This window comes from Microcoleus sp. bin38.metabat.b11b12b14.051, assembly GCF_013299165.1.
Classification (GTDB): Bacteria; Cyanobacteriota; Cyanobacteriia; order Cyanobacteriales; family Microcoleaceae; genus Microcoleus.
In genome coordinates, this window is the sequence record NZ_JAAFKD010000005.1 from 236,203 (window position 1) to 261,394 (window position 25,192).

The 25,192-nt window shown below is 46.1% G+C and carries 22 protein-coding genes; 6 read left to right on the forward strand and 16 right to left on the reverse strand.

Going from position 1 to position 25,192, the window contains the following annotated elements; translation table 11 throughout:
* Positions 1 to 332 precede the first annotated feature (332 nt).
* A complete protein-coding gene (locus QZW47_RS08440; RefSeq protein ID WP_293126017.1) occupies positions 333 to 1,571 on the forward strand; it encodes an FAD/NAD(P)-binding domain-containing protein in 1,239 nt (412 codons plus the stop codon).
* On the opposite strand, the gene QZW47_RS08445 is transcribed toward QZW47_RS08440, so the two are convergent.
* From QZW47_RS08445 to pilM, 9 genes are all read right to left on the reverse strand, one after another.
* Entirely contained in the window at positions 1,572 to 2,015 is a 444-nt protein-coding gene (locus tag QZW47_RS08445) for a hypothetical protein (protein ID WP_293126019.1), read from the reverse strand. It abuts the gene before it with no gap.
* 329 nt (positions 2,016 to 2,344) lie between these two features.
* Positions 2,345 to 3,808: an NAD(P)/FAD-dependent oxidoreductase gene (locus QZW47_RS08450; RefSeq protein WP_293126021.1), complete on the reverse strand. Its 1,464-nt coding sequence runs from the start codon at positions 3,806 to 3,808 to the stop codon at positions 2,345 to 2,347.
* Positions 3,809 to 4,187: 379 nt separating this feature from the next.
* Positions 4,188 to 5,333: a threonine-phosphate decarboxylase CobD gene (gene cobD, locus QZW47_RS08455; RefSeq protein WP_293126023.1), complete on the reverse strand. Its 1,146-nt coding sequence runs from the start codon at positions 5,331 to 5,333 to the stop codon at positions 4,188 to 4,190.
* A gap of 15 nt (positions 5,334 to 5,348) precedes the next feature.
* Positions 5,349 to 5,663 (reverse strand): HU family DNA-binding protein, encoded by a 315-nt coding sequence (locus QZW47_RS08460; RefSeq protein WP_293126025.1) that lies wholly within the window; start codon positions 5,661 to 5,663, stop codon positions 5,349 to 5,351.
* A gap of 799 nt (positions 5,664 to 6,462) precedes the next feature.
* Positions 6,463 to 8,886 (reverse strand): type IV pilus secretin family protein, encoded by a 2,424-nt coding sequence (locus QZW47_RS08465; RefSeq protein ID WP_293126027.1) that lies wholly within the window; start codon positions 8,884 to 8,886, stop codon positions 6,463 to 6,465.
* A gap of 351 nt (positions 8,887 to 9,237) precedes the next feature.
* Complete coding sequence (locus QZW47_RS08470) at positions 9,238 to 9,387, reverse strand: hypothetical protein (protein ID WP_293126029.1); 150 nt, start codon at positions 9,385 to 9,387, stop codon at positions 9,238 to 9,240.
* A 75-nt stretch (positions 9,388 to 9,462) separates the two neighbouring features.
* Positions 9,463 to 10,275 carry a pilus assembly protein PilO gene (locus tag QZW47_RS08475; RefSeq protein WP_293126031.1) on the reverse strand — a complete coding sequence of 271 codons (813 nt, stop codon included), beginning with the start codon at positions 10,273 to 10,275 and terminating at the stop codon, positions 9,463 to 9,465.
* Positions 10,272 to 11,186 (reverse strand): PilN domain-containing protein, encoded by a 915-nt coding sequence (locus QZW47_RS08480; protein WP_293126033.1) that lies wholly within the window; start codon positions 11,184 to 11,186, stop codon positions 10,272 to 10,274. The genes QZW47_RS08475 and QZW47_RS08480 overlap by 4 nt, the downstream gene beginning before the upstream one ends.
* A 571-nt stretch (positions 11,187 to 11,757) precedes the next feature.
* Positions 11,758 to 12,852 (reverse strand): type IV pilus assembly protein PilM, encoded by a 1,095-nt coding sequence (pilM, locus tag QZW47_RS08485; RefSeq protein ID WP_293126035.1) that lies wholly within the window; start codon positions 12,850 to 12,852, stop codon positions 11,758 to 11,760.
* Positions 12,853 to 13,228: 376 nt separating this feature from the next.
* On the opposite strand from pilM, the gene QZW47_RS08490 reads away from it, so the two are divergent.
* From QZW47_RS08490 to QZW47_RS08505, 4 genes are all read left to right on the forward strand, one after another.
* Positions 13,229 to 14,512, forward strand: coding sequence for a sugar ABC transporter substrate-binding protein (locus QZW47_RS08490; RefSeq protein ID WP_293126037.1), 1,284 nt, complete (start codon positions 13,229 to 13,231; stop codon positions 14,510 to 14,512).
* Between the two features lie 1,045 nt (positions 14,513 to 15,557).
* A complete protein-coding gene (gene ltrA / locus QZW47_RS08495) occupies positions 15,558 to 17,279 on the forward strand; it encodes a group II intron reverse transcriptase/maturase (RefSeq protein ID WP_293126039.1) in 1,722 nt (573 codons plus the stop codon).
* Positions 17,280 to 17,441: 162 nt separating this feature from the next.
* Positions 17,442 to 17,861, forward strand: coding sequence for an aspartyl protease family protein (locus QZW47_RS08500; RefSeq protein ID WP_293126149.1), 420 nt, complete (start codon positions 17,442 to 17,444; stop codon positions 17,859 to 17,861).
* A 223-nt stretch (positions 17,862 to 18,084) separates the two neighbouring features.
* Entirely contained in the window at positions 18,085 to 18,660 is a 576-nt protein-coding gene (locus QZW47_RS08505) for a Uma2 family endonuclease (protein WP_293126041.1), read from the forward strand.
* A gap of 5 nt (positions 18,661 to 18,665) precedes the next feature.
* On the opposite strand, the gene QZW47_RS08510 is transcribed toward QZW47_RS08505, so the two are convergent.
* Complete coding sequence (locus QZW47_RS08510) at positions 18,666 to 19,955, reverse strand: folylpolyglutamate synthase/dihydrofolate synthase family protein (RefSeq protein ID WP_293126043.1); 1,290 nt, start codon at positions 19,953 to 19,955, stop codon at positions 18,666 to 18,668.
* Between the two features lie 148 nt (positions 19,956 to 20,103).
* Here QZW47_RS08510 and QZW47_RS08515 point away from each other — a divergent pair, with 148 nt between their 5' ends.
* Positions 20,104 to 21,192: a DNA cytosine methyltransferase gene (locus QZW47_RS08515; protein ID WP_293126045.1), complete on the forward strand. Its 1,089-nt coding sequence runs from the start codon at positions 20,104 to 20,106 to the stop codon at positions 21,190 to 21,192.
* Here the strand turns inward: QZW47_RS08515 and QZW47_RS08520 are convergent.
* The 6 genes from QZW47_RS08520 to QZW47_RS08545 all read right to left on the reverse strand — a co-directional run bounded on the left by QZW47_RS08520 (position 21,119) and on the right by QZW47_RS08545 (position 25,102).
* A complete protein-coding gene (locus QZW47_RS08520) occupies positions 21,119 to 21,694 on the reverse strand; it encodes a hypothetical protein (RefSeq protein WP_293126047.1) in 576 nt (191 codons plus the stop codon). The two genes, QZW47_RS08515 and QZW47_RS08520, sit on opposite strands and share 74 nt — an antisense overlap.
* 63 nt (positions 21,695 to 21,757) lie before the next feature.
* Positions 21,758 to 22,174 (reverse strand): hypothetical protein, encoded by a 417-nt coding sequence (locus tag QZW47_RS08525; RefSeq protein WP_293126049.1) that lies wholly within the window; start codon positions 22,172 to 22,174, stop codon positions 21,758 to 21,760.
* A gap of 144 nt (positions 22,175 to 22,318) precedes the next feature.
* Positions 22,319 to 22,942, reverse strand: a complete 624-nt coding sequence (locus tag QZW47_RS08530; RefSeq protein ID WP_293126051.1) for a hypothetical protein — start codon at positions 22,940 to 22,942, stop codon at positions 22,319 to 22,321.
* Positions 22,926 to 23,540: a hypothetical protein gene (locus QZW47_RS08535; protein WP_293126053.1), complete on the reverse strand. Its 615-nt coding sequence runs from the start codon at positions 23,538 to 23,540 to the stop codon at positions 22,926 to 22,928. Before QZW47_RS08535 ends, QZW47_RS08530 begins: the two co-directional genes overlap by 17 nt.
* Entirely contained in the window at positions 23,540 to 24,232 is a 693-nt protein-coding gene (locus QZW47_RS08540; RefSeq protein ID WP_293126055.1) for a hypothetical protein, read from the reverse strand. Before QZW47_RS08540 ends, QZW47_RS08535 begins: the two co-directional genes overlap by 1 nt.
* Positions 24,233 to 24,256: 24 nt before the next feature.
* Positions 24,257 to 25,102: a hypothetical protein gene (locus QZW47_RS08545; protein ID WP_293126057.1), complete on the reverse strand. Its 846-nt coding sequence runs from the start codon at positions 25,100 to 25,102 to the stop codon at positions 24,257 to 24,259.
* Between the last annotated feature and the right edge of the window lie 90 nt (positions 25,103 to 25,192).

The following is a 25,192-nucleotide window of genomic DNA, read 5'->3' on the forward strand; positions in this document are numbered from 1 at the left end:
TTCCCTTCTCTTCTCAACCTTCGCGCGCTTTGCGTCTTCGCGGTTCGTTAGTATTCGTAGGGTGTGTCGCCATTAAAAATCCCTCGCATTCAATCAACTTTTCGAGCGGCGACGCACCTTATACCATTGGCAAAAAACCTTGCTACAGCAAAAATGTTCGGTTTGTTCACATAATCCTGTGATGGAACAGGTGCGTCGCTCGATTGTCGCTCTTTGTTGATTATTGTCGCTCGGCGACGCACCCTACGGCTACTATTTTGGAGCGCCGTCAACGGAAATACTCGATAGACCTATAATGAGAATTGTTATCATTCGCAAATGAGCAATTCTCCATGCAAGCGACATCAGCAGCCACGCCGCCCCAAATTGATTTAGCTTTAATCGGCGCTGGGCCCCACGCCCTAACTCTAGTAGCACACATATTGCAAAAACGCAATAGCCTGCGGGATAAACTTTTAGCATTCGATCCGAGCGGCGAATGGGTGACTGAGTGGCGGAGGCAATTTGCAGCTTTAGAAATTGGGCATTTGCGATCGCCCGCAGTGCACCACCCAGATCCCAACCCTTACGAATTGCGGAGATTTGCCGAAAATCGCTCCTCGGAATTGTTTCCCCCCTACGATTTGCCGGGAAGTCGGTTATTTGAGGAATTTTGCGCTGATACAGTTAAACGGTGGGATTTGGGCGATCGAGTTATCAAAGCAAAAGTCACCCGCATTCAGCCCAAATCCGGCAGTTTCCGCCTGTGGTTTGAAGATGGCAAAAGTGCGATCGCCCGCCGAGTAATTGTCGCCGCCGGTAGTGGGAAACCGCATTTACCAGCCTGGGTAAATCAAATTCAAACACAGCATCCCGCCGAAAGAATTCGTCACTCCCATCAAATAGATTTGCGGAATTTGCAATTGTCAGGAGAACAAATATTAATTGTCGGCGGCGGACTAACCAGCGGACATTTAGCAGTAGGAGCAATTGCTAGAGGAGCCAAAGTCCTGTTAATGACTAGGCGCTATTTCCAAGAAAAACTATTTGATGCCGAACCCGGTTGGTTGGGGCCAAAATATCTCAAAGGATTTGCCGCCGAAGCTGATTGTCACAAGCGTTGGGAAGCTATTCAACAAGCTCGCAATGGCGGCTCGATGACACCGGAAATTATGACACAGTTACGCAGGTTGTCCCACAGCGAAAAGCTGACATTTCATGAAGAGTGCGAAGTTGTTGGCGTGCGGTGGGAAAATAACAGATGGACTGTTGATTGCAGCGGTGGGGAGACGTTATTTGTCGATCGCATTTGGCTAGCAACCGGCACTAAACTAGATATTGCAGCCGAGCCTTTGTTCAAAGAAATGCTAGAAACCCATCCCATTGAAATAGTTAAAGGTTTGCCAGTATTAGACAAACACCTGCGTTGGCCCGGATGCGAATTATTTTTGACTGGTGGTTTAGCAGCGCTGCAAGTGGGCCCAGTCGCGAGAAACCTTTCAGGGGCGAGAATGGCGTGCGATCGCATTGTACCCGCGATCGTCAAATCCAGCGTTGCACTCTCGCCCGCAATAATTAGAACAACAGCTTAACTATTGCAACTTAACAGCAGCCCGCTGAATTGGCAAAACTTCATCCAATGTCAATTCGCGATCGGCTGTTAGGTGACTGGAACAGCAAATTGTGCTGAAATAAAGAGGACGACCGACAACTTGAGAAAAATGCTGTTCTAAAAGTAACCGAGAAGTGATATCGCCCAATAGTTCAGAGATATCCTTTGTCAATTGTTCGGTATCGTCGCGGTGAGTAATTCTGAACTGAAAAGGGGTTTTGCCGTTAGCGCAGCCCGCCCCTACGGGGGCTACGCCAACGGAGAGGATCGACTTTTTAATTTCCGCATCAAAAGCATCATTTTTCCCGGTGACAAAAGCCGCAGCCTGATCTGTCAAAAATTGCCAAGCTTCGGGAAATATCTTGCGAATATTTTCTAGAGGATTTCCTGTTTCGTAAACTAAAGTAGCAGTTTTGCAATCCATGAATCCGACCTCGGGTAGTTAGTAGCGTGTATCAACAAGTTTTAGTTTTTGACCTTGATTATTATCTTTCATAGCGGCAACTAAATCAAGGCTTTTTGATTAAATTTGATTAAGATTTATAACTTTTAACAAATGATGTATCTCTGTTTACCAATTACCAATGACCAATGATATGATGTCAGATTTATTACCATAACAAAAACGGTTTGTAGTGCGGACTTTAGTCCGCTTTCCGGCTGCGGACTAAAGTCCGCACTACAAACCTATCTTACTGCGGTTAATCGATCGCACACGATATGACCAATTACCAATTACCCATTACGCATTTTCTACTTCCAATACCTGCGCCAGTGAAACAAATTCTCCCATAAATTCTGGAGAAAAATATTGCTTTGGAAGCGCTGCGACTCCCAAATAGCAGCAGTTTGACCGTTAATTGCTGAAAAACTAGACCAAATATAAGGAAGTTCTGCGATCGCCTCAACCTTCATCCCGTGACGCACCGCAAAGGCGATCGCCTGAATCAACTCCGCAGCTTGCGGGCCCACAATAGTCGCTCCCAAAATGTCCCCGTTGCGCCGCCCGACAATCTTACAAAAACCCGTTGTCTCTCCTGACATTTGAGCTCTTTCAACATTCTTGAAATGTTCCCGAGCCACAATCAAATCGTCTCCAAAACGGCGCCTTGCTTGTGCTTCCGTCAACCCAACCCTCGCCAACTGCGGATCGGAAAAAATTGCCCAAGGAATCCCGCGATAATCTATGTGAAACAGCGGCAAAAATAAAGCATTTTTCACAGCCACCGCAGCTTCGCAATTAGCGATGTGAGGGAACGGATAGCCGCCAGCCACATCGCCGATCGCATAAATGCGCGAATTAGTTGTTTGCAACTTTTCATTTAAAATCAACCCGCGATCGCTAAATTTCACCCCAGCGGCTTCCAGATTTAACGCTGCAAAATTGTAGCCTCGCCCCGCAGCTAAAAAAATCTCCTCAGCTTCGATCGCCCTTGGCCCAGCTTGAATCCACTTTTTACCCTCAATCACCCTAGCTTGAGTCACCTCAGTCGCAGTCAGAATCCGCACGCCTTCAGCTTCCATTCCAGCTTGCACCAAACCAGCAGCCTCGCGGTCTTCTTTCGCCAAAATGTGCGAACTTTTCACCACCAAAGTCACAGCAGATCCCAGCCGAGAAAAAGTCTGAGCCACTTCGACACCGCTGGGATCTGCACCAATTACAGCCAAACTTTTCGGCAACTGTGGCAGTTTTGCTAATTCCCCCACTGTTTCGGAAGTAAAAAAGCCGACAGACGAAAGTCCTTCAATATTGGGAATTGCAGGCATTGTTGGACAAGCTAGCAAATAAGCGCGCGATCGCAATTTCCTGTCGCCCGCAATCACAGCCAAATCCGGTTCCACAACAAACTCGCCGTTACCAAAAATAATATCAACCCCGCGAGCAGCCAAAACGCCGAGAGCATCAATTTCTGACAAATTAGAAACAACACCCTCAGCCCACTTTCGAGCCCCCTCAAACCGCAATTCGATCGGGCCCGCTCCCCAACTCACCCCCAAATGCGGGCGGCCGAGCTGATGAGCAAAACGAGCAGCCTCCCTCAAAGTTTGGCTGTATCTCAAACCAAAGTCGATCGGCTCTTTCCCCTCCGCGGGCAAATCTTGCGAATGACTCAGCGGTTCCACCAAAGCAACGCGAGCCGGGAAATTAGTAGCAGTCAAAGCAGCATAGCGCCCAGCCGCTGTACCGCCAATAATTACTAAATCATAATCAAGCATAAATAGTCAGTTGACAGTTGACAGTTGACAGTTGACAGTTGACAGTTGACAGTTGACAGTTGACAGTTGACAGTTGGCAGTTAGTTGACAGTTGACAGTTGACAGTTGACAGTTGACAGTTGACAGTTGACAGTTGTCAGTTTAAAAATACCAGCGAACTTTTATATTTGTATTTCTTTATTTTGTTTCTTCTCTTGCTTCTCTTTCTTCTCCTTCTTCGTATCCTAGGGCTATCGCGCGGCGAAAGCCTAACGCTACGAGAGCAGTTCCTTCAAAAAATCATTCAACAGTGCCAATAGAATATATTAATTCCAAATAATTTATAAGAGTGCGAGCATCTCCCTTGGGATGCAAGCAAAATCCTCGCACTCCAGCAACATCAAGCCATTGACAACTGAGCGCAGACATCGGCAAGTCCAGAAATCAGCCGCAGATTGTCGGCCCTCTCGCGCACGGCTACTCGAAAATATCGATCGCCCAACTCAGGAAAACTCAAACAATCCCGAATCAAAATCCGGTGTTTTTGCAACAGACTTTTTTGGATCGCAGTCACCGACACCGACGACTCAACTAACAAGAAATTAGCCGCCCCGGCAATTGGTTGCAAACCCGGTAAATCAGCCAAACCTTCAAACAGCTCCCGACGAGCCACAGGCAGCCAATCCCAAGTTTGCCGCTCAAAAGCAGCATCTCGCAGCGCAGCGGCAGCCGCCGCCGCCGCCAAGGCATTTACAGGCCAAGGATCGCGCCGCAACTGCCAGCGGCGGAGGATATCGGGACGGGCGATCGCACATCCGATCCGCAGTCCCGGCAGAGAATAGAATTTGGTGAGCGATCGTAAAACCACCAAATTCGGAAACTCCTCAACAGCAGCGATCGAACTTTGCTGCTGTTGAGGCGGTAGAAAGTCCATAAAGGCCTCATCTACCACCACCAGAGCCAAATGCTCCAAATAAGGGCGAATCGCTTCCCTAGCGAACAGCAAACCCGTCGGATTGTGCGGGTTGTTGAGCAGCAAACCTCGATCGGCACCGAGAGTAAGGGGAACCGGGATTTTCAGGGAAGGAGAGACCAATAAACGGTTAGAAACTGACAAATCATCCGTTACTAACTCGTTTAAAAGCTCCGCCTTCAAAGATTGAAGCTCCAAAGGACATTCCAGCACCTGTGCGCCGAAAGCCTTCAGAGCCCGCCAGTAATCGCCAAAAGCCGGAGTTACCAAATAAGTCGCCTCCAGCTCCGACAAATCCCAAGCCGCCCAAGTCAACAATTCTGCCGAACCGTTCCCCGGCAAAATCCAATCCGGGTCAACATTCAAAGCCTCACCCAAAGCAGCCCTGAGCTCTCCATAATCCGGATCTGGGTAAGCCGTCAGACTGCTCGAGTGAGATTGAATCGCAGCCAGGGCCGACTCAGGAGGGCCCAAAGGACTGATACTGGCAGAAAAATCGAGAATAGCAGAGGCAGGACAGCCCGCCAGTGTGGCTGCCCAAGCTAAATTCCCACCGTGTACAGGTCTAATCAAGACTCAGTTCGCCAGTTATTGGGGGTTTTTCGGCGGTGCAACTCTGTCCTTAAACAACTTGCCTGCGGAAAATGCAGGAACCTTAGTTGCCGGGATTTCCATCTTGTCGCCTGTTTTGGGATTGCGACCCTCGCGGGCTTTGCGTTCCCGCGACTCAAACGATCCAAAACCCACCAGTGTCACCTTATCGCCGTCTGAGACAGCTTCCATGATTGCTTCCAAGGCTGCACTCAACACGGCATCTGCCTGTTTTTTCGTGACACTAGCCTTTTCTGCCACTACATCAACCAATTCACCTTTGTTCATTGCGCACTCCTTCTGGGTTTGCAAAATACGTCAAACTGAGTTCAATTATTAGCTGCGAGTTATCAACTGCATTGGAGTTTGGGTTTGGAGGTTGGGGTAGTTCCCTATTGCTCCAGCCCGCTTCCCAATTAAGAACTCCTGCTGAATACCAATTACCCTAGGATAATTGGTCAGAAAAGGAATTTTTGTTTCTAATTGCTGAAAACCCCACAGCATCTAATTTTCACTGCATTATTCTAAAGTTTTGCCGGTCGTTATGGATCGGTGGAACCTTTAATTTATATGGAACTTGCCAACTTTTTAGAATTAATACCCAAATTTTCTTAAAAAAATACAACCTGGAGAGAAGATTTTTAGCCGGGAGTGGATTTGAAATGGGGAAACAAGCAGAAATGGAAGGAATAAAATGTCATTTGTCAAGAGTTAAACAAAAGTTTATTTTCTTCTTGCCTCTGCTTTCTGAGAGAAAGAAGGTGAATTAAAACGAACAAAGTCAGAATTGTCAAGGGTAAAATAAAAAATTCCCTCGCACCTCGCACCTCGAACCATTTGTGTCACCGATCGCCTAAAAACCTTTGTATCTGTCGTTTATAGCCGAGGCCCGATCCCCCTTGCATCCCCCGGATAGTCGGGGGACGAAATACGCTCTTGTCCCCCTCCCACCAGGGGGGTTAGGGGCGATCGAGACTCAGCAAATCGTCAGACAGCAGACAGGCACTACTTTTGGCATTAAGTTGACACTTCTTCCTTCTTCCTTCTTCCTTCTTCCTTCTTCCTTCTTCCTTCTTCCTTCTTCCTTCTTCCCTCTTCCTTCGCCCGGGGCCTACTGTCTGGGCTGAACCGGCTGACTGCGCTGCAACAGTTGGCGGGCGTCGGGACTGATGCTGTTTTGGTAGCCGAAGTTCGATCGATCGCTATCATCCAAAATCTGCGGAGTCAGCAATACAATCAACTCCGCCCGCTGGTTGTCCTTAACGGTTCTCCTGAACAGCGAACCGATAATCGGCAAATCTCCCAAAATAGGAATCTTGTTGGCTACAATCCGTTCTTCGTCGCGGATAATCCCCGACACAATCAAAGTTTGACCGTCCCGCAGGCGAATTAGCCCGGATTGCAAAGAGCGCTCTCCCAGCAGCGTGATCGTATTAATGTTCGCGCCCGTGGACAATTGTTGCGGGTTGCCCGGTGTCCTGATAATCGGGTTCACCCGCAGAGAGACAAAGCCATTATCGTCAACCCGGTCAACTGCCACCCCTAACTGCAAACCTGCCCGATCCTTAACAGCAGTCACTGTTGTGGTGCTGGTATTTCCGGTAGTCTGCGTTTGCGACGTGACGTTACTGATTACCTCATCAGTAATATTCACATTCGCCGTTTCTCCTTCTTGAACCACCAGAGTCGGATCGGTCAAGATTTTGGCATTCCGGGTTTCAATAGTTGCCTGCAACGCTGAGAGGAACCTCCTCGGATATTGGAAGAATGGGAACAAGGCGAAAGTCGCAGCTCCCGCAGAATTTGGGGTTGTAGGGTTAAACGGGGTGTAATCGCTAATCCCGACTCGCGTGGGGTCATTAGTAATCGGGGCGATCGGCTGGACGAACAACCCGCCACCATTTCCTGTGAGGGGAACGTTAATTAAATTGCCCCTCGGATCGTAGAAAGGAGCCACGGCACTTGGTATGGGGTTGGGGACGATCGGCCGGCCAGTGATGCCGGGGTCGCTGCCAAACCCCCTTGCTGGAGGATTGATGCCGCCGAAATTGAGACTTGCTACTCCCCCATCATTGACAAAGAAATTGTTATTAATTCCGAAAGAGAAACTGCTGCTACTTCTGTTGTTTCCCAACAAGTTGACATCGATCACCTTGACGTTGACAGCCACTTGACGGCGGCGTAAATCTAGCTGAGTCAAGAAAGCTACGGCAATATCAACTTTGCGGGGGTCGCCCACCAAAGTGATGGAATTGAGCCGAGAATCTGCCAGCACCGACAGTCCCCTCAGCAATAGGGGCCCGTTGCCGTCCTTGGCACCGATCGCCTTAATGTCAGGTTCCCGAATTTCCACATCCCGCGCGGCATTTCCCTGGCCTACGGTTTGGATAGTCACCCGAGTAATCGGCAGTTGAGTTTCCGCACCTTGAGCGCTCAAAAAGTTAGCTGCATCGGTCGATCGCACTTGATTGAGCCGCAAAGTGCGAACAATGATGTTGCGCGAGTCCAGAGGCAAATTAGTCCCCACAAAAATCGTGCGCCCGACGCGGTTTGCTTGCAATCCGCTAATCCGCAGCACGTAGTTAAAAACATCTTGCACCGACTCATTTTCGATGTCCAAGGAAATCTTCGGCCCTTCATCAGAGCCTGCTGCTGCTCCAGGAGCAGCCGGCGGCTGGCCCGGTTGACCGGGGGCTCCACCGCCCGTAAAAGCAATGTTCAATCCCGCAGCCCGGGCCAGCAGAGCTAACACGTCGCGGACTGGAGCATCTCGCAGCACCAAGCGGGGGATGCGTTCTCCCGAGCTCAGTTCGATACTTGCCCCAGCAGGCGCGATGTTAGATACGGCGATATCTCCCAACGGCGGCGCTACAGCCCGCGGCTGGAAAGGGGCAGCTTGATTGTTCTGAGATTGTATTTCGCTGGGGAGGGGCGGGCGATCGTCCCTAGTAACAGTAACTTGGGGATTTGGCAGCAGTACCCCCGGAGTTTGTGAGGTGCGGATTTGCGGGGCCGGCCGAGGAGTTGATGGGCTCAGCGGCAGTCCCGGCGGCGGGGGTGCAGCTTGGGCTTGATTGAGCGCAGTCAAACCAGGCTGTGCAGCTTGGGTTGACTGCACTGTACCGCCCTGTCCCGCAACGCTGAGGACAATGCTTTGGCCTTGTCCGGGGACAACTTGTCCGCTGGGAACTCCGCTGGTGCCTGCCACCACAACGCGGATGCTGTTGGCCTCTACCTGAGTGATTTCTACCGAAGAAATACCGGGGGCTGGGTTGTCTTGCCGGAAGCTGCTGCCTTGGCGCAGGCGGAGCTGGGTGTTAGTAATTGTGGCTTGGTAGGTATTGCCGCTGTTGATGCCGAAAACTTGCGGGCGATCGCCCTTTTCGGTAGCTAGCACAATACTTACGCCATTATTGGCTTGACTTACCTGCACTCCTGTGACCTGAGTCGGTGCAGCCCAGACGGGCCCTTGGGCGACTAGAACTCCGGCAACACTGCACAAGAGTCCTCCACTTAACCGTAGATGCTGTTTCACATTCTCTCCTCAATTACACTTTTCTATTTGTGATTCCGCGTTTTTTGTCAGCATTTTTTACTGACTGAAATATTCCCAATTCAGATTTTTTTTGAATCAAGAAGTTATAAAGCAATTGGTACAAATTCTCATCTTAGATAGCCAGAATAACTATTATTTTTCTGACTTTCATATTTTTTTGAACTTTACCTTTTAATCTTCAATCTTCGAGCTTCCACCTGGGAACATCTTTGTTTGGCATTTGTAGAGCTCTTCAAGGAAGCTCACAAGTCGTACATACTTTTTTTTGGGAGTTTTGATGCTCCCTGACCAATGCCCAATGACCAATCACTAATCACTAATGCTCAATCACTAATGCTCAATGACTAATAACCAATGCCCAATGCCCAATGCCCAATGCCCAATGCCCAATGACCAATGCCCAATGCCCAATGCCCAATGCCCAATGCCCAATGCCCAATGCCCAATGCCCAATGACTCTTGACCAATGACTCTTGACAAAAAAAGAGATGCTCCCTTCCACCTTCTGCTGAAACAGCAACTTTAGAATGCTAGCTAATATCCGCCACAACCCTGCTACTTAGCCGGAGTTGGAGCCGGAGTTGGAGCCGGAGTTGGCAGTTTTTCTTCTTGCTTTAAGGGCAGCAGCGCGTGCAATTCAAAAGCTGTTTTAATTTTCGTTTGCGGCTGCTCCACAGGGATGATTTTCCCTTTCAGAAAATCCACTTCAATTGACTGACTTGGTGTTAGCAATTCAGATTTCAAATTCCTCACTACCAACAGCGACTGCATCAACTCCAAGTTCCGCATAAAATTGCGGGTTTGAGCGAAATTGCCTTCAAACTCTACCTTAAATTTTTTGCGCCTGAGCTTGCCAGCCAGGGAAGGGCCAAAGGACGAATCGCTGAGAATATCCGGGTCGGGTGCTCCCGGGACGGGCGCGGCTCCTTGTTGCCCGACATCCGGTTCAAATTTAGTAATTTTAGCCTTGAGGTCGTCACTTTGCACGCCGGCGTTGATTCTGTTCACCAGTTGGTTCATGTCAAGCAGCAGCGTGGTAGCGCTGGCGTCGCTGGCAAACATTGCCGTCACGTTGGCCCGGCGCTGTTTAGCTTCTTCTTGCTTGGCTTCTGCTTCTGCCTTTTTCGTAATTTGAGCTTGCAATTGCACTTGCGTTTGCTTGCTTTCGGTAATTTTTTGCTTGATTTCGCTGCCTTTTTGAAATTCTGGCAGTACGAACTGGTAGCCGAGGTACCCTGCAACTCCCAGGCCGAGAACTGCGATACCTATGGCTTGGACTTGGGGTGTCAGCTTAATGCCAAATATTTCCTGAGTCCCTGCCTCTTCTGCTTGTCCCCCGCCGGGAATAAACTGATTTGATGCTGTCATGGTTTTTTCACATCTCCTTTTGCTGGTAGCACTCCTTTTTCTTGAAGTGTTTCTATGCGTATGGCCAACCCGTCTGCTTGCTTGCTCCGCAGTTCCGGGAGCAGCTCCGAGGCCCCTGTCGGGCTGAGTGTTGTTTCAATTTTATATTCCACTACCGGCCGCAGTTTGGGAAGTTCTGCTGCTGCTGTGGAATTTTGGTTGCGGACTTGCAATTGTGCGGGGTTGTTTTTTAGTGTCGCCGCTACCAGTTTGGTATCGGTGTTGAGGAAGAAAGGAGAGCGCTGGACTAACAGCATAAAGTCGTTAACTTGAGCAAAGGTACTGGCGATGCCGGAAATTTGTACTTTTGCGGTTTGGGGCGCCGCGACAGGGGGGGGAGCAGCGACTGGGGTAGGGCTGGCTGGGGAGGGACTCGCCCCGGGAGACGGACTCGCCCCGGGGGACGCGGCGGGAGTTGCAGCAGGCGGAGGGGGTGCTGCTGCAACAGGGGAGGGACTGGGGTCGATTTGCTCGATTTTGGCAATTTGGACTCCGGCGGGAGTGCGGGCACTCACGTCTTGCAGCATCGCTGACCAAGGTTTAATTTGGTCGAATACTCCGGCTAATGCTTGGTATTCGGCAGTAATTTTGTTGGTTTCGGCGTCTATCGCTTTGATGGCGTTGGCTTGAGTGTTTAACTTTGCCAGTTCTTGGTCGATTTTTGCTTGTTCTTGGACTAAGCCACTATTTTCGTTTGTCGCCCACCACCAAGCACCCATGACGGCGGCGTTGAGGCCGAAGGCAAACAGCAGCGCTCCGATTAGGGGGAGTTGGTCTTTGGCGCCGCCGGAACTTCTTTTAGGTGAGCTTTTGGCGGCCGCGGGTTTGTAGTCGGGACGGTCGTTGAGAAAATTAATATCTAGGCTGTACATGGCTTCACTCGATTTTATAGCAGAAGGCAGAAGCAAGAAGGCATCACAGGCGGAGTTCGAGGTAAAAAGAAGGATTCAAGAAGGCGCAATTGACTGCATTGTTTCAGCAATGCGAGAACATCCCAACCATCTTGGCTGTTGCTATAGATTTTAATTGGAAATTTTAGATTTTAGACAGAGCACCAGATGACGGGCACAAGTGAAGGATTTATTTAGGGAAGAAAGAAACAATTTTCGACCTTCAACTCAAGGAAGTGACTGCTTATACCTCGGTTTTTTTACCAGAAAGAATTGGTTTTAAATCCTCTCCGTTTTAGGGAGAAATTAAAAGCAGACTATTCACTTCTCAAATCCTCTTCCTGACCGGGAGAGGTAGCTGTCAACTGTCAACTGTCAACTGTCAACTGTCAACTGTCAACTGTCAACTGTCAACTGTCAACTGTCAAAGCTGTCAAAGCTGTCAACTGTCAACTGTCAACTGTCAACTGTCAACTGTCAAAGCTGTCAACTGTCAACTGTCAACTGTCAACTGTCAAAGCTGTCAACTGTCAACCCAAAGAGCTGTCATAGGTTACAGCACCTCCCTCAGTCCTAAACCTAGGGCGACTCCTAAACCTGCTCGCTGTTCTGGGGTAATTTCTTGGGTGATTTCGAGTCCGAGGGTGTCGATGGGATCGACTTGTGATGCGGGCAAACTTAATCTTTGCATAAAAAATTCGTCGAGTTTGCCGATCGCAGCTCCTGGGCCTGCTAGCAGCAGTTGCGCTACTTCGAGTTCTTCGCTCTGGTTGAGGTAAAAGTCTACTGAGCGGCGCAGTTCGTCTGCTAGTTCTCCCAATACTTTAATCATGGCATTTGTGCCGGGATTGGTGTCTCCGGAGGCGCCCATGGTATCTGTAACTGGCAGGGTCATGCCTTGCAGTTCGCTGGTGTCTCTGGTAGGCGGCAGATTCATGGCTTGGTTGAGGGCGGTCTGGATTTGGTAAGTGCCGATCGGGATGGTACGGTTGAACTGAGGTATGCCGTCCACTACTATAGCTAACTCGGTACTGTCAAATTCTATATCGGTGAGGACTGCTGCTTCTTGGGAGGAGAATTGTTGCAGTTGGTCTTTGAGAGTGCGGATGAGGGCAAAGCTGGTTACTTCTAGCACATCTATATCCAATCCGGCTTCTCTGAAGGTTTCGATGTAGGTATCGGTAACTTCTCTACGAGTTGCAACTAATACCACTTGTACTTTTTCTACGCCGTCGTCATCTACAAATAAGCCTATTTTTTGATAGTCTACGTCGGCGTCTTCTCTAGGAAACGGCAAATAAAGTCCTGCTTCTGCATTCATGTAATCCCGCAGCTCTTCTTCGTTGAGTTCTGCTGGAACAGGAATCAGGCGGATCACGGCTTCGCGGCCGGGAATGGCTGTGGCTACTCGCTTGGCTTTGATTTTGTTTTCAGCCAGGAGGGCGCGTATTAGTTCTGCCATTCCGGGGGGATCGACTATTTGTCCTTCTTGTACCATGTCTTCTGGTACTTCTATGGAGGCGAGGAGGCCTAATTTTAATGCCTGAGCTTTCTTTTCGAGCTGGATGATGTTGATGCGGTCTGAGGCTATTTCGATCCCGATTCCAGGCTGGCGTGGGGAAAGTAGACCTTTGAAAAAATTAACCATAGGATTGGGTCGTCTGTAATTGCTATTTTTTTATTTTGTAATTGGCCAGCTCTATCCAGCCCGCCGGATGTTGGGAGATTGGTTTCCCACCGCCCTCTATCGGTCTGTAATCTCGGTATTCCTCCGTAACGGAGCTGTCTGTGTTCCGCGATCGCCAGTTCCGATTTTATGCTATCCAATTTACTTGACAATAGCTATTCTGCGGCGAATGTCAACAAATTTAAGCTCGATCGACCAAAAACCGATTGATTCTGCAACCAAACCGACTCTCTCTCCCGGGCCCGCACACAAAACTCTGGCGCTTGAACCCAGGAGGGCTTTCAGAGGGCGATGCTTGTTTTCTCCTTAGCTAACCATGAATCTCAAATTAAATTCTATGAAACGTAAATCTTGGCAACTGTTCGCTGTGTTTGGGCTGGTAGGGCTGATGCTAGCTGCGGTGGTGAGTTGCAGCAAGCCGGCGGTGAATTCCCAGACCAAGAATGCCAATGAAATCGAGTTCTGGACTATGCAGCTTCAACCACAGTTTACTGATTATTTCAACAAGACGATCGCTGGTTTTGAAGCCGAAAATCCCGGGGTGAAGGTGCGCTGGGTAGACGTGCCTTGGTCGGCGATGGAAAGCAAGATTTTGGGGGCTGTATCGGCGAAAACTGCGCCGGATGTGGTGAACCTGAATCCCGATTTTGCTTCGCTGTTAGCGGGGCGCAATGCTTGGCTGGATTTAGACTCTCGGATTTCGCAGCAAGTGCGATCGAGCTATCTCCCAAATATCTGGAAAGCTAGCGTACTCGATGGTAAGACTTTTGGCATTCCTTGGTATCTGACAACTCCGGTAACTATTTACAATACAGAGTTGTTTAAAAAAGCTGGAATTGCCAAGCCTCCCGCTACCTATACGGAGTTGGCGGCTGTGGCGAAACAGGTAAAAGATAAAACTGGTAAGTTTGCTTTTTTTGCGACTTTTGTACCGGAAGATTCGGCGGAAGTTTTGCAATCTTTCGTGCAGATGGGCGTGCCTTTGGTGGACGCTCAAGGTAAGGCTGCTTTTAATACTGATAAAGGTAAGGCGGTTTTTCAGTATTGGGTTGATTTGTACAAGGGCGGACTTTTGCCACAGGATGTTTTGGTGCAGGGACACCGCAGGGCGATCGAGCTTTATCAAGCTGGGGAAACTGCTTTGTTGGGTTCTGGGCCTCAGTTTTTGAAGGCGATCGCTGAAAATGCTCCGAGTGTTGGTGCTGCTTCAACTGCTGCGCCTCAAATTACCGGGGAAAGCGGCAAGAAGACTGTGGCGGTGATGAATTTAGTTGTACCTCGCGACAGCAAGCGCCCTGATGATGCTGTCAAGTTTGCTTTGTACGTAACTAATTCTCAAAATCAGTTGGCTTTTGCCAAGGCTGCTAATGTTTTGCCTTCTACGGTTGAGACTTTGCAGGACTCTTATTTTAAGAGCGTTGCGGCTGATGCTGCTCCGAGCGATCGCGCTCGAATTATCAGTGCTTCTGGCTTGGAAAAAGCCGAGTTGTTGATTCCGCCTCTTAAGGATGTTAAGAAGTTGCAGAAGGCAATTTATGACAATTTGCAAGCGGCAATGTTGGGGGAAAAACCTGTCGAACAAGCGGTGACTGATGCGGCGACTGCTTGGAATCAAAGATAGTTTTTGATTGAAGCTGGGGCGGATTTTTTTTTCGTCTGCCCCTTGCTTTTTTCTGCGATTTGACATATCATTAAATAATGGGAATCTGTGTCGCCATATATATAAGTATCAGTATTAAAAATATTATCCTAGGTTCGTAGTGAGGACTTCAGTCCTTCTTAATGCGGACTAAAGTCCTCACTACAAACCTGTGAGGACTTCAGTCCTTCTTAATGCGGACTAAAGTCCTCACTACAAACCTGTGAGGACTTCAGTCCTTCTTAATGCGGACTAAAGTCCTCACTACAAACCTGTGAGGACTTCAGTCCTTCTTAATGCGGACTAAAGTCCTCACTACAAACCTGTGCGGAGGACTTTAGTCCTTCTTAATGCGGACTAAAGTCCTCACTACGAACCTGTGCGATCGCTCCCGCATATGAGTTATACTTAAAACAAGTAGTGCGATTCGTTAGCCGAAACTGAGTTTCAATACTTAGGGGATGGCTAGGATGACTATAGAGTCATAATAACTGGATACACATCTGGGTGCGGGTCATCCCAAGTCTCAGTCCGCAAGTGCAGCGGTAAAAGCATATCCCCTATCTTGATAGGTAGCAACTAACAAGATAAAGCGGGGATAAAAGGCAGACTACTGGTAGCCGAAACTGGTAACTGTTGAGCAAGAGTTCATGTGTAGTAAACAAAGATGTGTCTGAACCATCGTTATCTTAAGATGGTCTAACGGCTAAATCAGGATAAAACCGTTGAAAAACACGGTAAAAACTGGTTAAGACCAAGCCAAAAGGCAAGGCTAGGGCGTAGGCGATTTGCTTATCGACCTATAAGCACCGCCCATAAACCCGGTGGATAGCATCACACTAAAAACTCAATCAATGTGTATTTGGAACGAAGTAACTTTCATATATTTCTGGGAATCAATTACCCAGTAAGTAGCTAACGAACAATATATGGAAGAGGGATTGTATCAGAAGCCAATGCTCTGTTGTAATGACAGAGATATGCAGACAGATACATGGTAACTTCAAGGATAGAAACTTGAGTAGCAATGAATAAGTCTAAAACGCGGGACAACCCGACGGTGGAATGGAATCAAATCAATTGGCGAAAAGCCGAAAGATTGACATTTAAGTTGCAAAAACGTATCTATCTTTCAAGTGAGCGTGGCGATGTTAAAGCAGTTCGTAAGCTTCAGAAGACCTTGATTAATTCATGGTCTAATAAGGTCTTATCGGTACGACGGGTCACGCAAGATAATACTGGCAAACGTACAGCAGGTGTGGATGGTATTAAACTACTAACCCCGAAGCAGCGAGTCAAGCTAGTAAGTCAACTCAAGGTAACTGGAAAATCAAAACCGACACGTCGTGTAATGATACCAAAACCAGGAACTAATGAGTCAAGACCATTAGGCATACCCACTATGTACGATCGAGCCTTACAAGCTGTTGTAAAAGCAGCACTTGAACCAGAATGGGAAGCTCTTTTTGAGCCAAACTCCTATGGTTTTAGACCAGGTAGGTCGTGTCACGATGCAATCGGAGCTATTTTCAACAGTATCAGATACAAAGCCAAATATGTGCTAGACGCTGATATTGCCAGATGCTTTGACCGCATTAATCACAAAGCATTACTTGACAAAATCAATACCTATCCGCGACTGAGAAATCAAATTAAGTCGTGGCTTAAAAGTGGGGTATTAGACCAAGGTGAAATCTTCCCGACCATAGAAGGTACGCCACAAGGCGGAGTTATTTCTCCACTTTTGGCTAACATAGCCTTACACGGCATGGAAGAAAGGGTTAAGCAGTATGCGGAAACTTTGAAGAATAAAATCAGCAAAAGCAGCAACCGTGACGCAATAAGCCTTATTAGATACGCCGATGATTTTGTGATTATTCACAAAGACATTGAAGTAATAATAGCCTGTCAGAAGATAATAGCTGAATGGTTAAGTGATATGGGCTTAGAATTAAAGCCAAGTAAAACAAAATTAACCCACACCCTCAACGAATACAATGGGAATGTTGGGTTTGAGTTTTTAGGATTCCACGTACAACAACATAAGGTAGGTAACTACCGAAGTGCTAAAAATACCAAAGGAATACCACTTGGCTTTAGTACAATAATCACCCCATCAAAACTAAAAGTCAAAGCTCATCTTGGGAAAATTGAAAAAGTAATAGACACGCATAATACCGCCCCTCAAGCTGCTTTAATTAGTCGGCTGAATCCAATAATTTGGGGATGGTCAAACTATTACTCCACAGTAGTAAGTAAGAAAATCTTCAGCAAAATTGATGACCTTACCTACGACAAATTACGAGCCTGGGCTAAAAGACGGGGAAAAGGTAGCATCAATAAAAACAAATACTGGCGAACAGTAGGTGACAGAAATTGGTGCTTCAGCACAGAAGAAGGTTTAGAATTAGCACAACACCAAGCAACGCCAATAAAAAGGCACGTCAAGGTAAAGGGCAATTCAACACCTTATGACGGTAACTGGATTTATTGGAGTTCTAGACGTGGAGAATACCCGGAAACACCAACAAGAGTGGCAACACTGCTTAAGACACAAAAAGGTAAATGTACCCACTGTGGTCTGTACTTTACACCGGAGGACACTGTAGAAGTTGACCATATCCTACCCCGCTCATTAGGCGGTAAGGATGAGTATAAAAACCTTCAACTTCTACATAAGCACTGTCACGACACAAAAACGGAAAACGACGGTTCCCTAATCAGGAACTATGATATCAATCCGTTTTGAGTTGTATCCTTAAAAAGGATGAAGATATCAAGGAGCGGAATGAAGCGAAAGTTTCACGTTCCGTTCTGAAGGAGAGGTAGGGGTAGAAATGCCCCTATCGACTCTACCATACTCCGACGCTACCGCAGGAGGCAACGGGTGCAAATTAAAAACAGCAATCCAATGGGAAAAGTTTTTGCCACTCTGACAATCATTAATCGAGCCGACCAAATTCGGGCAGAAGATGGGACGATTTCACCAGAAGAAATTCGGTCGATCGTTCTTAAAAATGTATTGGTGGATACAGGATCCACTACCTTGTGTCTGCCAAAAAATGCGATCGCCAAACTCGGCCTAAAACTCCTCAAAGAAGTAGATGTAGCAACCGCAATGGGTATTGGCAAAGCCCGAATTTTCCAAGATGCTAAAATATCAATGTTTGACAGAGAAGGCACTTTCGAGTGCTTAGAGTTACCGGGAGGAGATGATGCGCTTTTGGGTGTGATACCTTTAGAATCATTGGGATTGGAAATAGACTTGCAAAATCAAATCTTAAAACCTTTACCCATCAGTCCCACTGAAACTTATTTGACGATTTTGTAGCTATCACCATAATTTTTGAGGCGGTTGCGCGTAGATAAATGCGAGTGAGTTTATCCCGTACAAAATCGCCTTTCCCACAACTCCTATTTTTCGTAGCTGTGCGCCCGATATTTTAAATTTAGTTTAATTTATGCTCGATCAGAATATATGAGCTATGATTAAAATATTATAATATTTGACTTATCTAAAAATCAAACCTTAGTTGAGAATAGGAGCAAGTTTTATGACAACAATGACAGTCAAAGATTTAAATCAAGTTCAAACTGCTTTTACCGAAGCGGGTTTAGATTACAAAATTGAACTAGAAGACGGGATAATTTCAGTTATGGGCCCATCAGATATCGTATCCAGTGAAATCGGCAGTATTTTAATTCGCTTACTCGGTAATTGGGTTTATCCCCGCCGCTTGGGGAGAGTGTTCGATTCCGCCGGCGGTTTCATTATGCCGAATACAAATGTCAAAGCGCCGGATGTTTCCTTTGTGCGCGCCGCCCGCTTGCGCCAAAGTCCGCGCTATTTTGGTGAACTTGTCCCGGATTTGGTGGTTGAAATTAAGTCTCAGAGCGATCGCATTAAGGCTATAGAAACCAAAGTTTTGAAGTTTATAGAGCTGGGTGCGATAGTAGGGATTCTGATCGATCCTGACGAAGAGACAGTGGCAATTTATCGATCGACTGGTGAACCAACTATTTTAGCAAATGGCGATATCTTGACAGTCGCAGAACTTTTTCCCGGTTGGGAATTACCCGTTTCTGAATTGTGGCCTCCGATTTTTACTGAGGAAGAAACACAAGGCTGATGCGTTTAAGCTTGGGATTGTTGTTGTTGCAGAAAATACCCGATTAGATAAAGTGAACCGCAGAGGATGGTGAGGTTTTCGTCGGTAACAACGGTATCTAAGGCTGTTGCTAAGTCTGGGAAGGCTTGACAAATAGCTAATTCGGGGCAGATATTTTCAGCAATGGCTGCTAATTCTGTGGGGGATGCGGAGTTTTGATCGGGTACGGGTACTAGGTACAGCCGATCGCCCTTTTTGAGTAATGCTTGTAAAATATCATCGCAGTCTTTCGTCGCCAGAATGCCGATGACCCAGTTAATCGGTGACGGGGAAGTGGTAAGGTTATCTATGTATTCGCGCAGGGCGATCGCAGCAGCGGGGTTGTGCGCGCCGTCAATCAGGATATTGCGGTTGTTCCAAGTTGTGCGCTGAAGTCTTCCGGGCCATTGGGTTTGAGCGATACCGTTGGTGATGGCGGTTGGGGAGATTTGCCAGCCTAGGTTTTGGAGGGTGTGGATAGTTGCAAGTGCGATCGCCGAATTCATTAATTGAACTTGTCCCAGCAATGGCAATTTATACTTTATTTTAACCGCAGATGAACCAGAATTAACGCTGATTTCTGGATTGGGATGATATTCTGCAAATCTGTCTCCTAAATCCATCGCTGGCTTTACCCAAACTGCCGGACACTCTAATTTTTTTATCCGTCTTTCTACTACTAATCTAGCAGATTCTGGCAACTCCCCAACAACAACCGGACACTTTGATTTAATAATTCCCGCTTTTTCCCCAGCAATATCAGCAACAGTCGGGCCGAGGATTTGCCAGTGTTCGAGACTGATAGAAGTAATGACACTGACGAGGGGAGTTTCGCAAACATTAGTCGCATCTAATCTACCGCCCAATCCGGTTTCTATGACTCCAATATCTGCTTTTTGTTGAGCGAAATACAGCCAAGCTGCGGCGGTGATGATTTCAAATTGAGTCGGAGTTTCGGTATTACCTTCAGCAGCGCTAACAACTTGTTCGAGACACTGCTGTAATTGAGTTGTATAAATCGGTTTTTGGTTGATACAAATTCTTTCTGTCCAATCGATCAAGTGCGGGGATGTGTAGCGCCCGACTCGATAGCCTGCTTCTGTGAGTACGGATGAGAGATAAGCGCAAACGGAACCTTTGCCATTTGTGCCGGCGACGTGGATAATGGGTACTTGTTTGTGGGGGTTGTCTAGTTTTGCGAGGAGTTGGTGAATTCTTTCGAGGCCGAGGTGGACTCCGAAGTGTTGGTAAGATTGCAGGATGGAGTTTGCATTCATTGAGGATTATAAAGTGTTATATTTGTTTTTGAATTGATTTTTTACCGCAGAGGGCGCAGAGGGCGCAGAGTGAGAGAATAAAGAGAAAGAAAGTTAATAAGAGAGATGTTTATAATTGATTTGTTGTATTGATTGTTGGTGAAAAAAGGTGGGTTTGGATATTATTTCTCTGTTTTCCGGTTGTGGCGGGTTGGATTTGGGTTTTCGCTTGGCTGGGTTTAATCCGGTTTGGGCGAATGAATACGATAAGTCTATTTGGGATACTTATCAATTTAACCATCCTGACACTATTTTAAATAAAAGAGATATCATAAAAATTAATTCTGATGAAATTCCTGACTGTGTTGGGATTATTGGCGGGCCTCCGTGTCAAAGTTGGAGTGCGGCGGGCGCAAAACGCGGGATTGATGATTCTCGGGGTCAGCTTTTTTGGGAGTATATCAGAATTGTACGGGACAAGCAGCCTTTGTTCTTTTTGGCTGAGAATGTTAGCGGTATTTTGGCTCCTAGAAATAAGGATGCTTTCACTTATATATTATCGCAGTTTGAGGAAATTGGGTATCGGGTTTCGTTTCAGTTGGTGAATGCTAAAAATTTTGGTGTACCGCAAGATAGGCAAAGGGTGATTGTTGTCGGTTATCGGCAGAATCTGGGTTTTGATTTTGAGTTTCCCGAACCTGGAACCGAGGTTTTGACACTGCAAGATGCGATTTTGGATTTGCAGGATATCGCCCCTATTGCCGTTAAAGGTAAAGTAGATAATTATCACAATTCTGTCGCGAATCACGAATGTGCAGATTTGGGTTTTTCGAGCATTTATATGTCGCGAAATCGAGTTAGAAGTTGGTGTGAACCTTCGTTTACAATTCAGGCAAGTGGCAGACACGCACCTCTGCACCCTCAAGCTAGTAAAATGATTTTAGTTGGCAAAGACAAGCGAATTTTCGATCCGAATTCGCCTCAGCCTTACCGTCGGCTTTCTGTGCGAGAATGTGCGAGAGTTCAGACTTTCCCGGATGATTTTATTTTCAAGTACAAGTATATTGCTGACGGCTACAAAATGGTCGGTAATGCCGTACCTGTTAATTTGGCTAGAATGTTGGCGAAAAAGATTTATGCGGATATTTTGTGTAGGGGCGGTGCCCCGTGCCCGCCCCAGCCTTTTAGGAACAGCCTTCAATCGCCTCAACTTCAGGAATTTTACCAGAACGAAAGCGTTCTACCCGATTTTTGCTAGTCTCAAAAATAATGCGGTAGTTTTTATCAGCAGCATCTTTAGGCACAAAAGTTAGATATTTACCGTTGTAAGGTGGGCGACTGCTATAAGGATGCCTAGTTACTTGGATTTGCCCTGGATACAGAGAAATAATCTGCTCTTCAGTATCTCCAATTTTAGCCCCTTTGATTGTAGTAATCCGCTTATTGCTAAAATTATCTACTCTAGCAATGCGACCTTTTGTCACCATAAAACTAATTCCCTTTGGCCCTGTTTGCAGATCAAAGTAGGAACAGAAATACTCATCACGACCACCACCACGGTTTACTAACCTAACTCCAGCAGACCGCGATGCTTCATCAACAGTCATACCCACTCCAATCGGCCCGATTCCATCAAGCGCTAGTTTCGATCCTTCCGTTAGTTGGGCTTGACCGCTAGCTGATATTGCCCACGTAGAAACAATGACAATAGTGCCGATAAAGAAGGTCAAGAATTTTCTCAAACTATTTAATTGGGGCATAGCGATAACTCATTTTTTTTTAGTATTTGACAGAATGATTGATATTTGGTAGCATCTGTCATTTCATCTATACCAGCATATTGATTTATCTTGTAATTGGACGCAGGTCATGGACGACTCATTCTTCACCTTCCGCATCTCTTCTTGAGAAATCCGTTTCAAGGTTGTGCGATGGCGATAATAGGTTACACCACAAACACCATCAATGCCAATATCTACGCAAGGTCTTCCTCCACGTCCTTGCAATCCCCACGCCATGTTTGTTTGTACGCCATCTTCCCAGCGTAAAGTGTTTCCTCCTCCTCCCATCCAAAAGACCGATTCATAGATACAGGTTTGCTTGAGTTCTAGGCGGTCTTCCCGAAAAAACCAACAGGGAACAGGTGTTGCCTCAACTTTCCCTGCACGTCCAGGGGCTACAAAAATGCCCATTGCTAAAATGGGTGATAAAATAGCGAAAATCTTCAGGTTTCTGTTCATAATTAACATTAATTTGACTAATAATGTGTTGTGGCAGGCAATAAAAAATGTGTTCGACCCTTGCCTTAAATCATTGCTTAAGTTGTGCTTGTTGTAACATTGACCCAAAGTCGATCAATTCGATTCTCTAATCTTTGAGTCCAGTTACTTAACAAAAGCAAATGAAGAGATTACTCTTTGGAAAACTCGTTCATCAATTGGGTTAATTGTATCCTTGTAACTAAATGCAACAACAGTAATTTTGTACTTAGTATTAGGAGCAATGAAACTCGCTGTCAAAAAAGTATTTACGCCGTTTGTTGTGCTTTTTTTGACGTAAACTACTGCTTTTTGATTGGCAATGGTTGTTGGTTTGATATTTTCTAATCGCTCATCTGCACGACTAAGTTCGGGAAGCAGGCGAGTGTCAGACTTGGCTTGCTCTATGCTCACCGAGACCAATGAGGGATAACCATCACAACCTATTTGTCGATATTTTTTACAGCAAGCATTTAATTCCTGTTCGTTAGGGTTGTACAAAAGTACGTGAGTTATATTATCGCTGCGACTTGTTTCGCTAGTATAATTCGCCGGAATATCAAACACAAATCCGAAATCTGGGTTTCTAATCTTTTTGCTTTCTCTGGCTGGATTGACAAACGCTCCTCTTTTACAAACTAGACGATTTTGTGCTTGAATTGGTAAGGATTCAACTCCTAAAATAGTCAAGCAAAATATTAAGCTAATTACCGATGTTTTTTTCATATTTACCTCATTTATTTTGTTCAATTCTTCTTTTAGAACGCAGAATACGGCTGATTTGCTCGTCAGTCATAAAAGGAGCTGTTAAGCAATTAGCCCTAAAGCAACCAGTTCCCTTTTGAGTAACTCTAACTTGAGTATCATTGGCATATTGTAAACCAGAGTTCCCTTGATTCCAGAAAAACAGAATTGCTCGGCCCGATTTTACATACCGATCTCCTTGAGTAACGTCAATTTCTCCAAGTCCAGTTTCTTTGACAGGTGGGTAGCTAGATAAACCTTGTTTGAGAATGTAAGCTGTGATAACGCTAGCTCCTTGATTGAAGTAAACGTAGCCATTCCTAAACTCAGGTGGTAGGTCGTAATCAACTTGAATATAGCGACCACCGCCATTCTCTACAAATTGTTTCCAAGTTATAAGCTGAGGTTTTGGTTGTTGAGCAACTGTTTGCGATCGCCCATTTACCACATCAGAATTAGCTATAACGGCATCATAAACTAGAGATTGATTAGCGATTGCAACAGATTCAGGTTCGGTTAATGCTCCAAATCCTAAAATTGTCAAAGTTGCTACTAAACCAACAATTAATTTATTTCTCATGAACTTTTTCCTTCCTTTTTTCATTATTTTGCACTGGTAATCGGAGACTCATTAGCCATTGAAATAGCGAGGTCAATCATTGCTGATTTATCGCGTTGTGATACAACATTGCGAATGCTGTCGAATCCGCCCTTCTGAGTTGCTCGATAATCTAAACCGTCTTGCTTCCAGATTACACTCAGTGAAGGTGGAGTAGAAGCGCCTCCCGAATTTTGCACGATGAAAAGACCCTTAATTCCTTGCTTTAAAGTGATAGGTGTCCTCTCTAATACTGCCATCTCTGAGCGGATTAATTCTTGTTTATCTGATTCTGTCCAATTTTCATAACCGCGCTGTCTAATTACGTTAAGTCTTTCCAGTTCCTTCAGGGAAAGAATTGGTTTGGAACGCAAACGATTAGCGTAAGCAGAATCTTGACCGACCGCAATAACTCCCAATTGACAAGCTCTAGCCGTGCAGTTTGGCTGTGAATTTAAGAAGACGGCAAACTCTCCGGGAATAGTTGTCGCAACTTGTGAGTAAAGTGGATTGTCGCTGAGATTAACGGCTGAAGGCAAGCGCATTACCCATCCTCTAGGAAGCTGGTTTTGGATTTCTCTAAGAATTGGTCTAAACATAGGTGCTGGTTCAGCATTTGCAGATTGGGGTTTTATGAAAGCTCCAATCCCTAAGATTGCCAAGGTTGCCATTAAACTAAGAATCGAGATCCCTTTCATTTGTTTTCCTCATTAACTAAAAATCTATTTACGTTCAATACGCTGTTGAATTTGTGCTGTTTCTGGCGTTGCACGAAATGACTCACCATTAAATAAAAATATCAATTGATTGAAAGTAGGATTGGGAAGGTTAGAATCATATCTAAGCTGTAATCCAGAGGGTTTAGTAGCTAATTTTGCTTCTCTTACTCTGATAGTCAAATCTGGACGACCGTCTTTATTAATGTCCTGTGCTGTCCAGTCTTCAATCCGCATTTCATAAAATGGAGGTTTGTAAGCAGCAGTGTTAGAAATTAGGTCGATCAACTTAGTTTTTTTTGTTTCAGATGAACCAATTTGTATAGCATCTAGCCAATCATAAGATTGTCCCATTTGTGCATAGTAGCCCTGGCATACGAGTAAGTCTCCACCGTTCTTACTAGGAAATTTGAGGCAGTTATTCGATCGCAATCCCGATTCATATCGCAACGCTGACCACCCTTGACTCGAACGTCGCAGCAATACGCTACCTCCATAATTACTAGAGTGTGGCTCGCAGCCATAAAAATCAGCTAAAGCCTCGCGAGTACCAGATTGAGTAAAACTGCCATACACAACTTTTTCAAGACTAAACGGTTCTTGGCTTAAAAAACCTCTATTACTTCCCACTCCAGTAAATGAAGGACAGCCTTTGCAAGCTAATTTACCTTTGCGATCGCTATTCGCAAATATCTTATCTCTATCGCAAATGGCTTGGAGTATTGCTCTTGACTCTTGTTGAGATGGACTAACAGTATCTTTCTTTGATTCAACAGCTAGTGATTGTGTGAAAATACTTTGAGATATTACTGTTAAACTTACTATCAAACTCAGAATCGATCGCCCTTTCATATTTTCCTCTGTGTTTGCTAAAATACCTTGTTTATCCGTGAAGCGGATCTATCCGGTATGGAATCGCCCTGTCCATCTTTGTTGAGTTGA

Excerpts from the sequence above, each read along its gene's own strand:
- QZW47_RS08440 (WP_293126017.1), top strand. The coding sequence starts at position 333 with ATGCAAGCGACATCAGCAGCCACGCCGCCCCAAATTGATTTAGCTTTA.
- QZW47_RS08445 (WP_293126019.1), bottom strand. The coding sequence starts at position 2,015 with ATGGATTGCAAAACTGCTACTTTAGTTTACGAAACAGGAAATCCTCTA.
- QZW47_RS08450 (WP_293126021.1), bottom strand. The coding sequence starts at position 3,808 with ATGCTTGATTATGATTTAGTAATTATTGGCGGTACAGCGGCTGGGCGC.
- QZW47_RS08475 (WP_293126031.1), bottom strand. The coding sequence starts at position 10,275 with ATGACAGCATCAAATCAGTTTATTCCCGGCGGGGGACAAGCAGAAGAG.
- QZW47_RS08480 (WP_293126033.1), bottom strand. The coding sequence starts at position 11,186 with ATGTACAGCCTAGATATTAATTTTCTCAACGACCGTCCCGACTACAAA.
- pilM (WP_293126035.1), bottom strand. The coding sequence starts at position 12,852 with ATGGTTAATTTTTTCAAAGGTCTACTTTCCCCACGCCAGCCTGGAATC.
- QZW47_RS08490 (WP_293126037.1), top strand. The coding sequence starts at position 13,229 with ATGAAACGTAAATCTTGGCAACTGTTCGCTGTGTTTGGGCTGGTAGGG.
- ltrA (WP_293126039.1), top strand. The coding sequence starts at position 15,558 with ATGAATAAGTCTAAAACGCGGGACAACCCGACGGTGGAATGGAATCAA.
- QZW47_RS08500 (WP_293126149.1), top strand. The coding sequence starts at position 17,442 with ATGGGAAAAGTTTTTGCCACTCTGACAATCATTAATCGAGCCGACCAA.
- QZW47_RS08505 (WP_293126041.1), top strand. The coding sequence starts at position 18,085 with ATGACAACAATGACAGTCAAAGATTTAAATCAAGTTCAAACTGCTTTT.
- QZW47_RS08510 (WP_293126043.1), bottom strand. The coding sequence starts at position 19,955 with ATGAATGCAAACTCCATCCTGCAATCTTACCAACACTTCGGAGTCCAC.
- QZW47_RS08520 (WP_293126047.1), bottom strand. The coding sequence starts at position 21,694 with ATGCCCCAATTAAATAGTTTGAGAAAATTCTTGACCTTCTTTATCGGC.
- QZW47_RS08525 (WP_293126049.1), bottom strand. The coding sequence starts at position 22,174 with ATGAACAGAAACCTGAAGATTTTCGCTATTTTATCACCCATTTTAGCA.
- QZW47_RS08535 (WP_293126053.1), bottom strand. The coding sequence starts at position 23,540 with ATGAAAAAAGGAAGGAAAAAGTTCATGAGAAATAAATTAATTGTTGGT.
- QZW47_RS08540 (WP_293126055.1), bottom strand. The coding sequence starts at position 24,232 with ATGAAAGGGATCTCGATTCTTAGTTTAATGGCAACCTTGGCAATCTTA.
- QZW47_RS08545 (WP_293126057.1), bottom strand. The coding sequence starts at position 25,102 with ATGAAAGGGCGATCGATTCTGAGTTTGATAGTAAGTTTAACAGTAATA.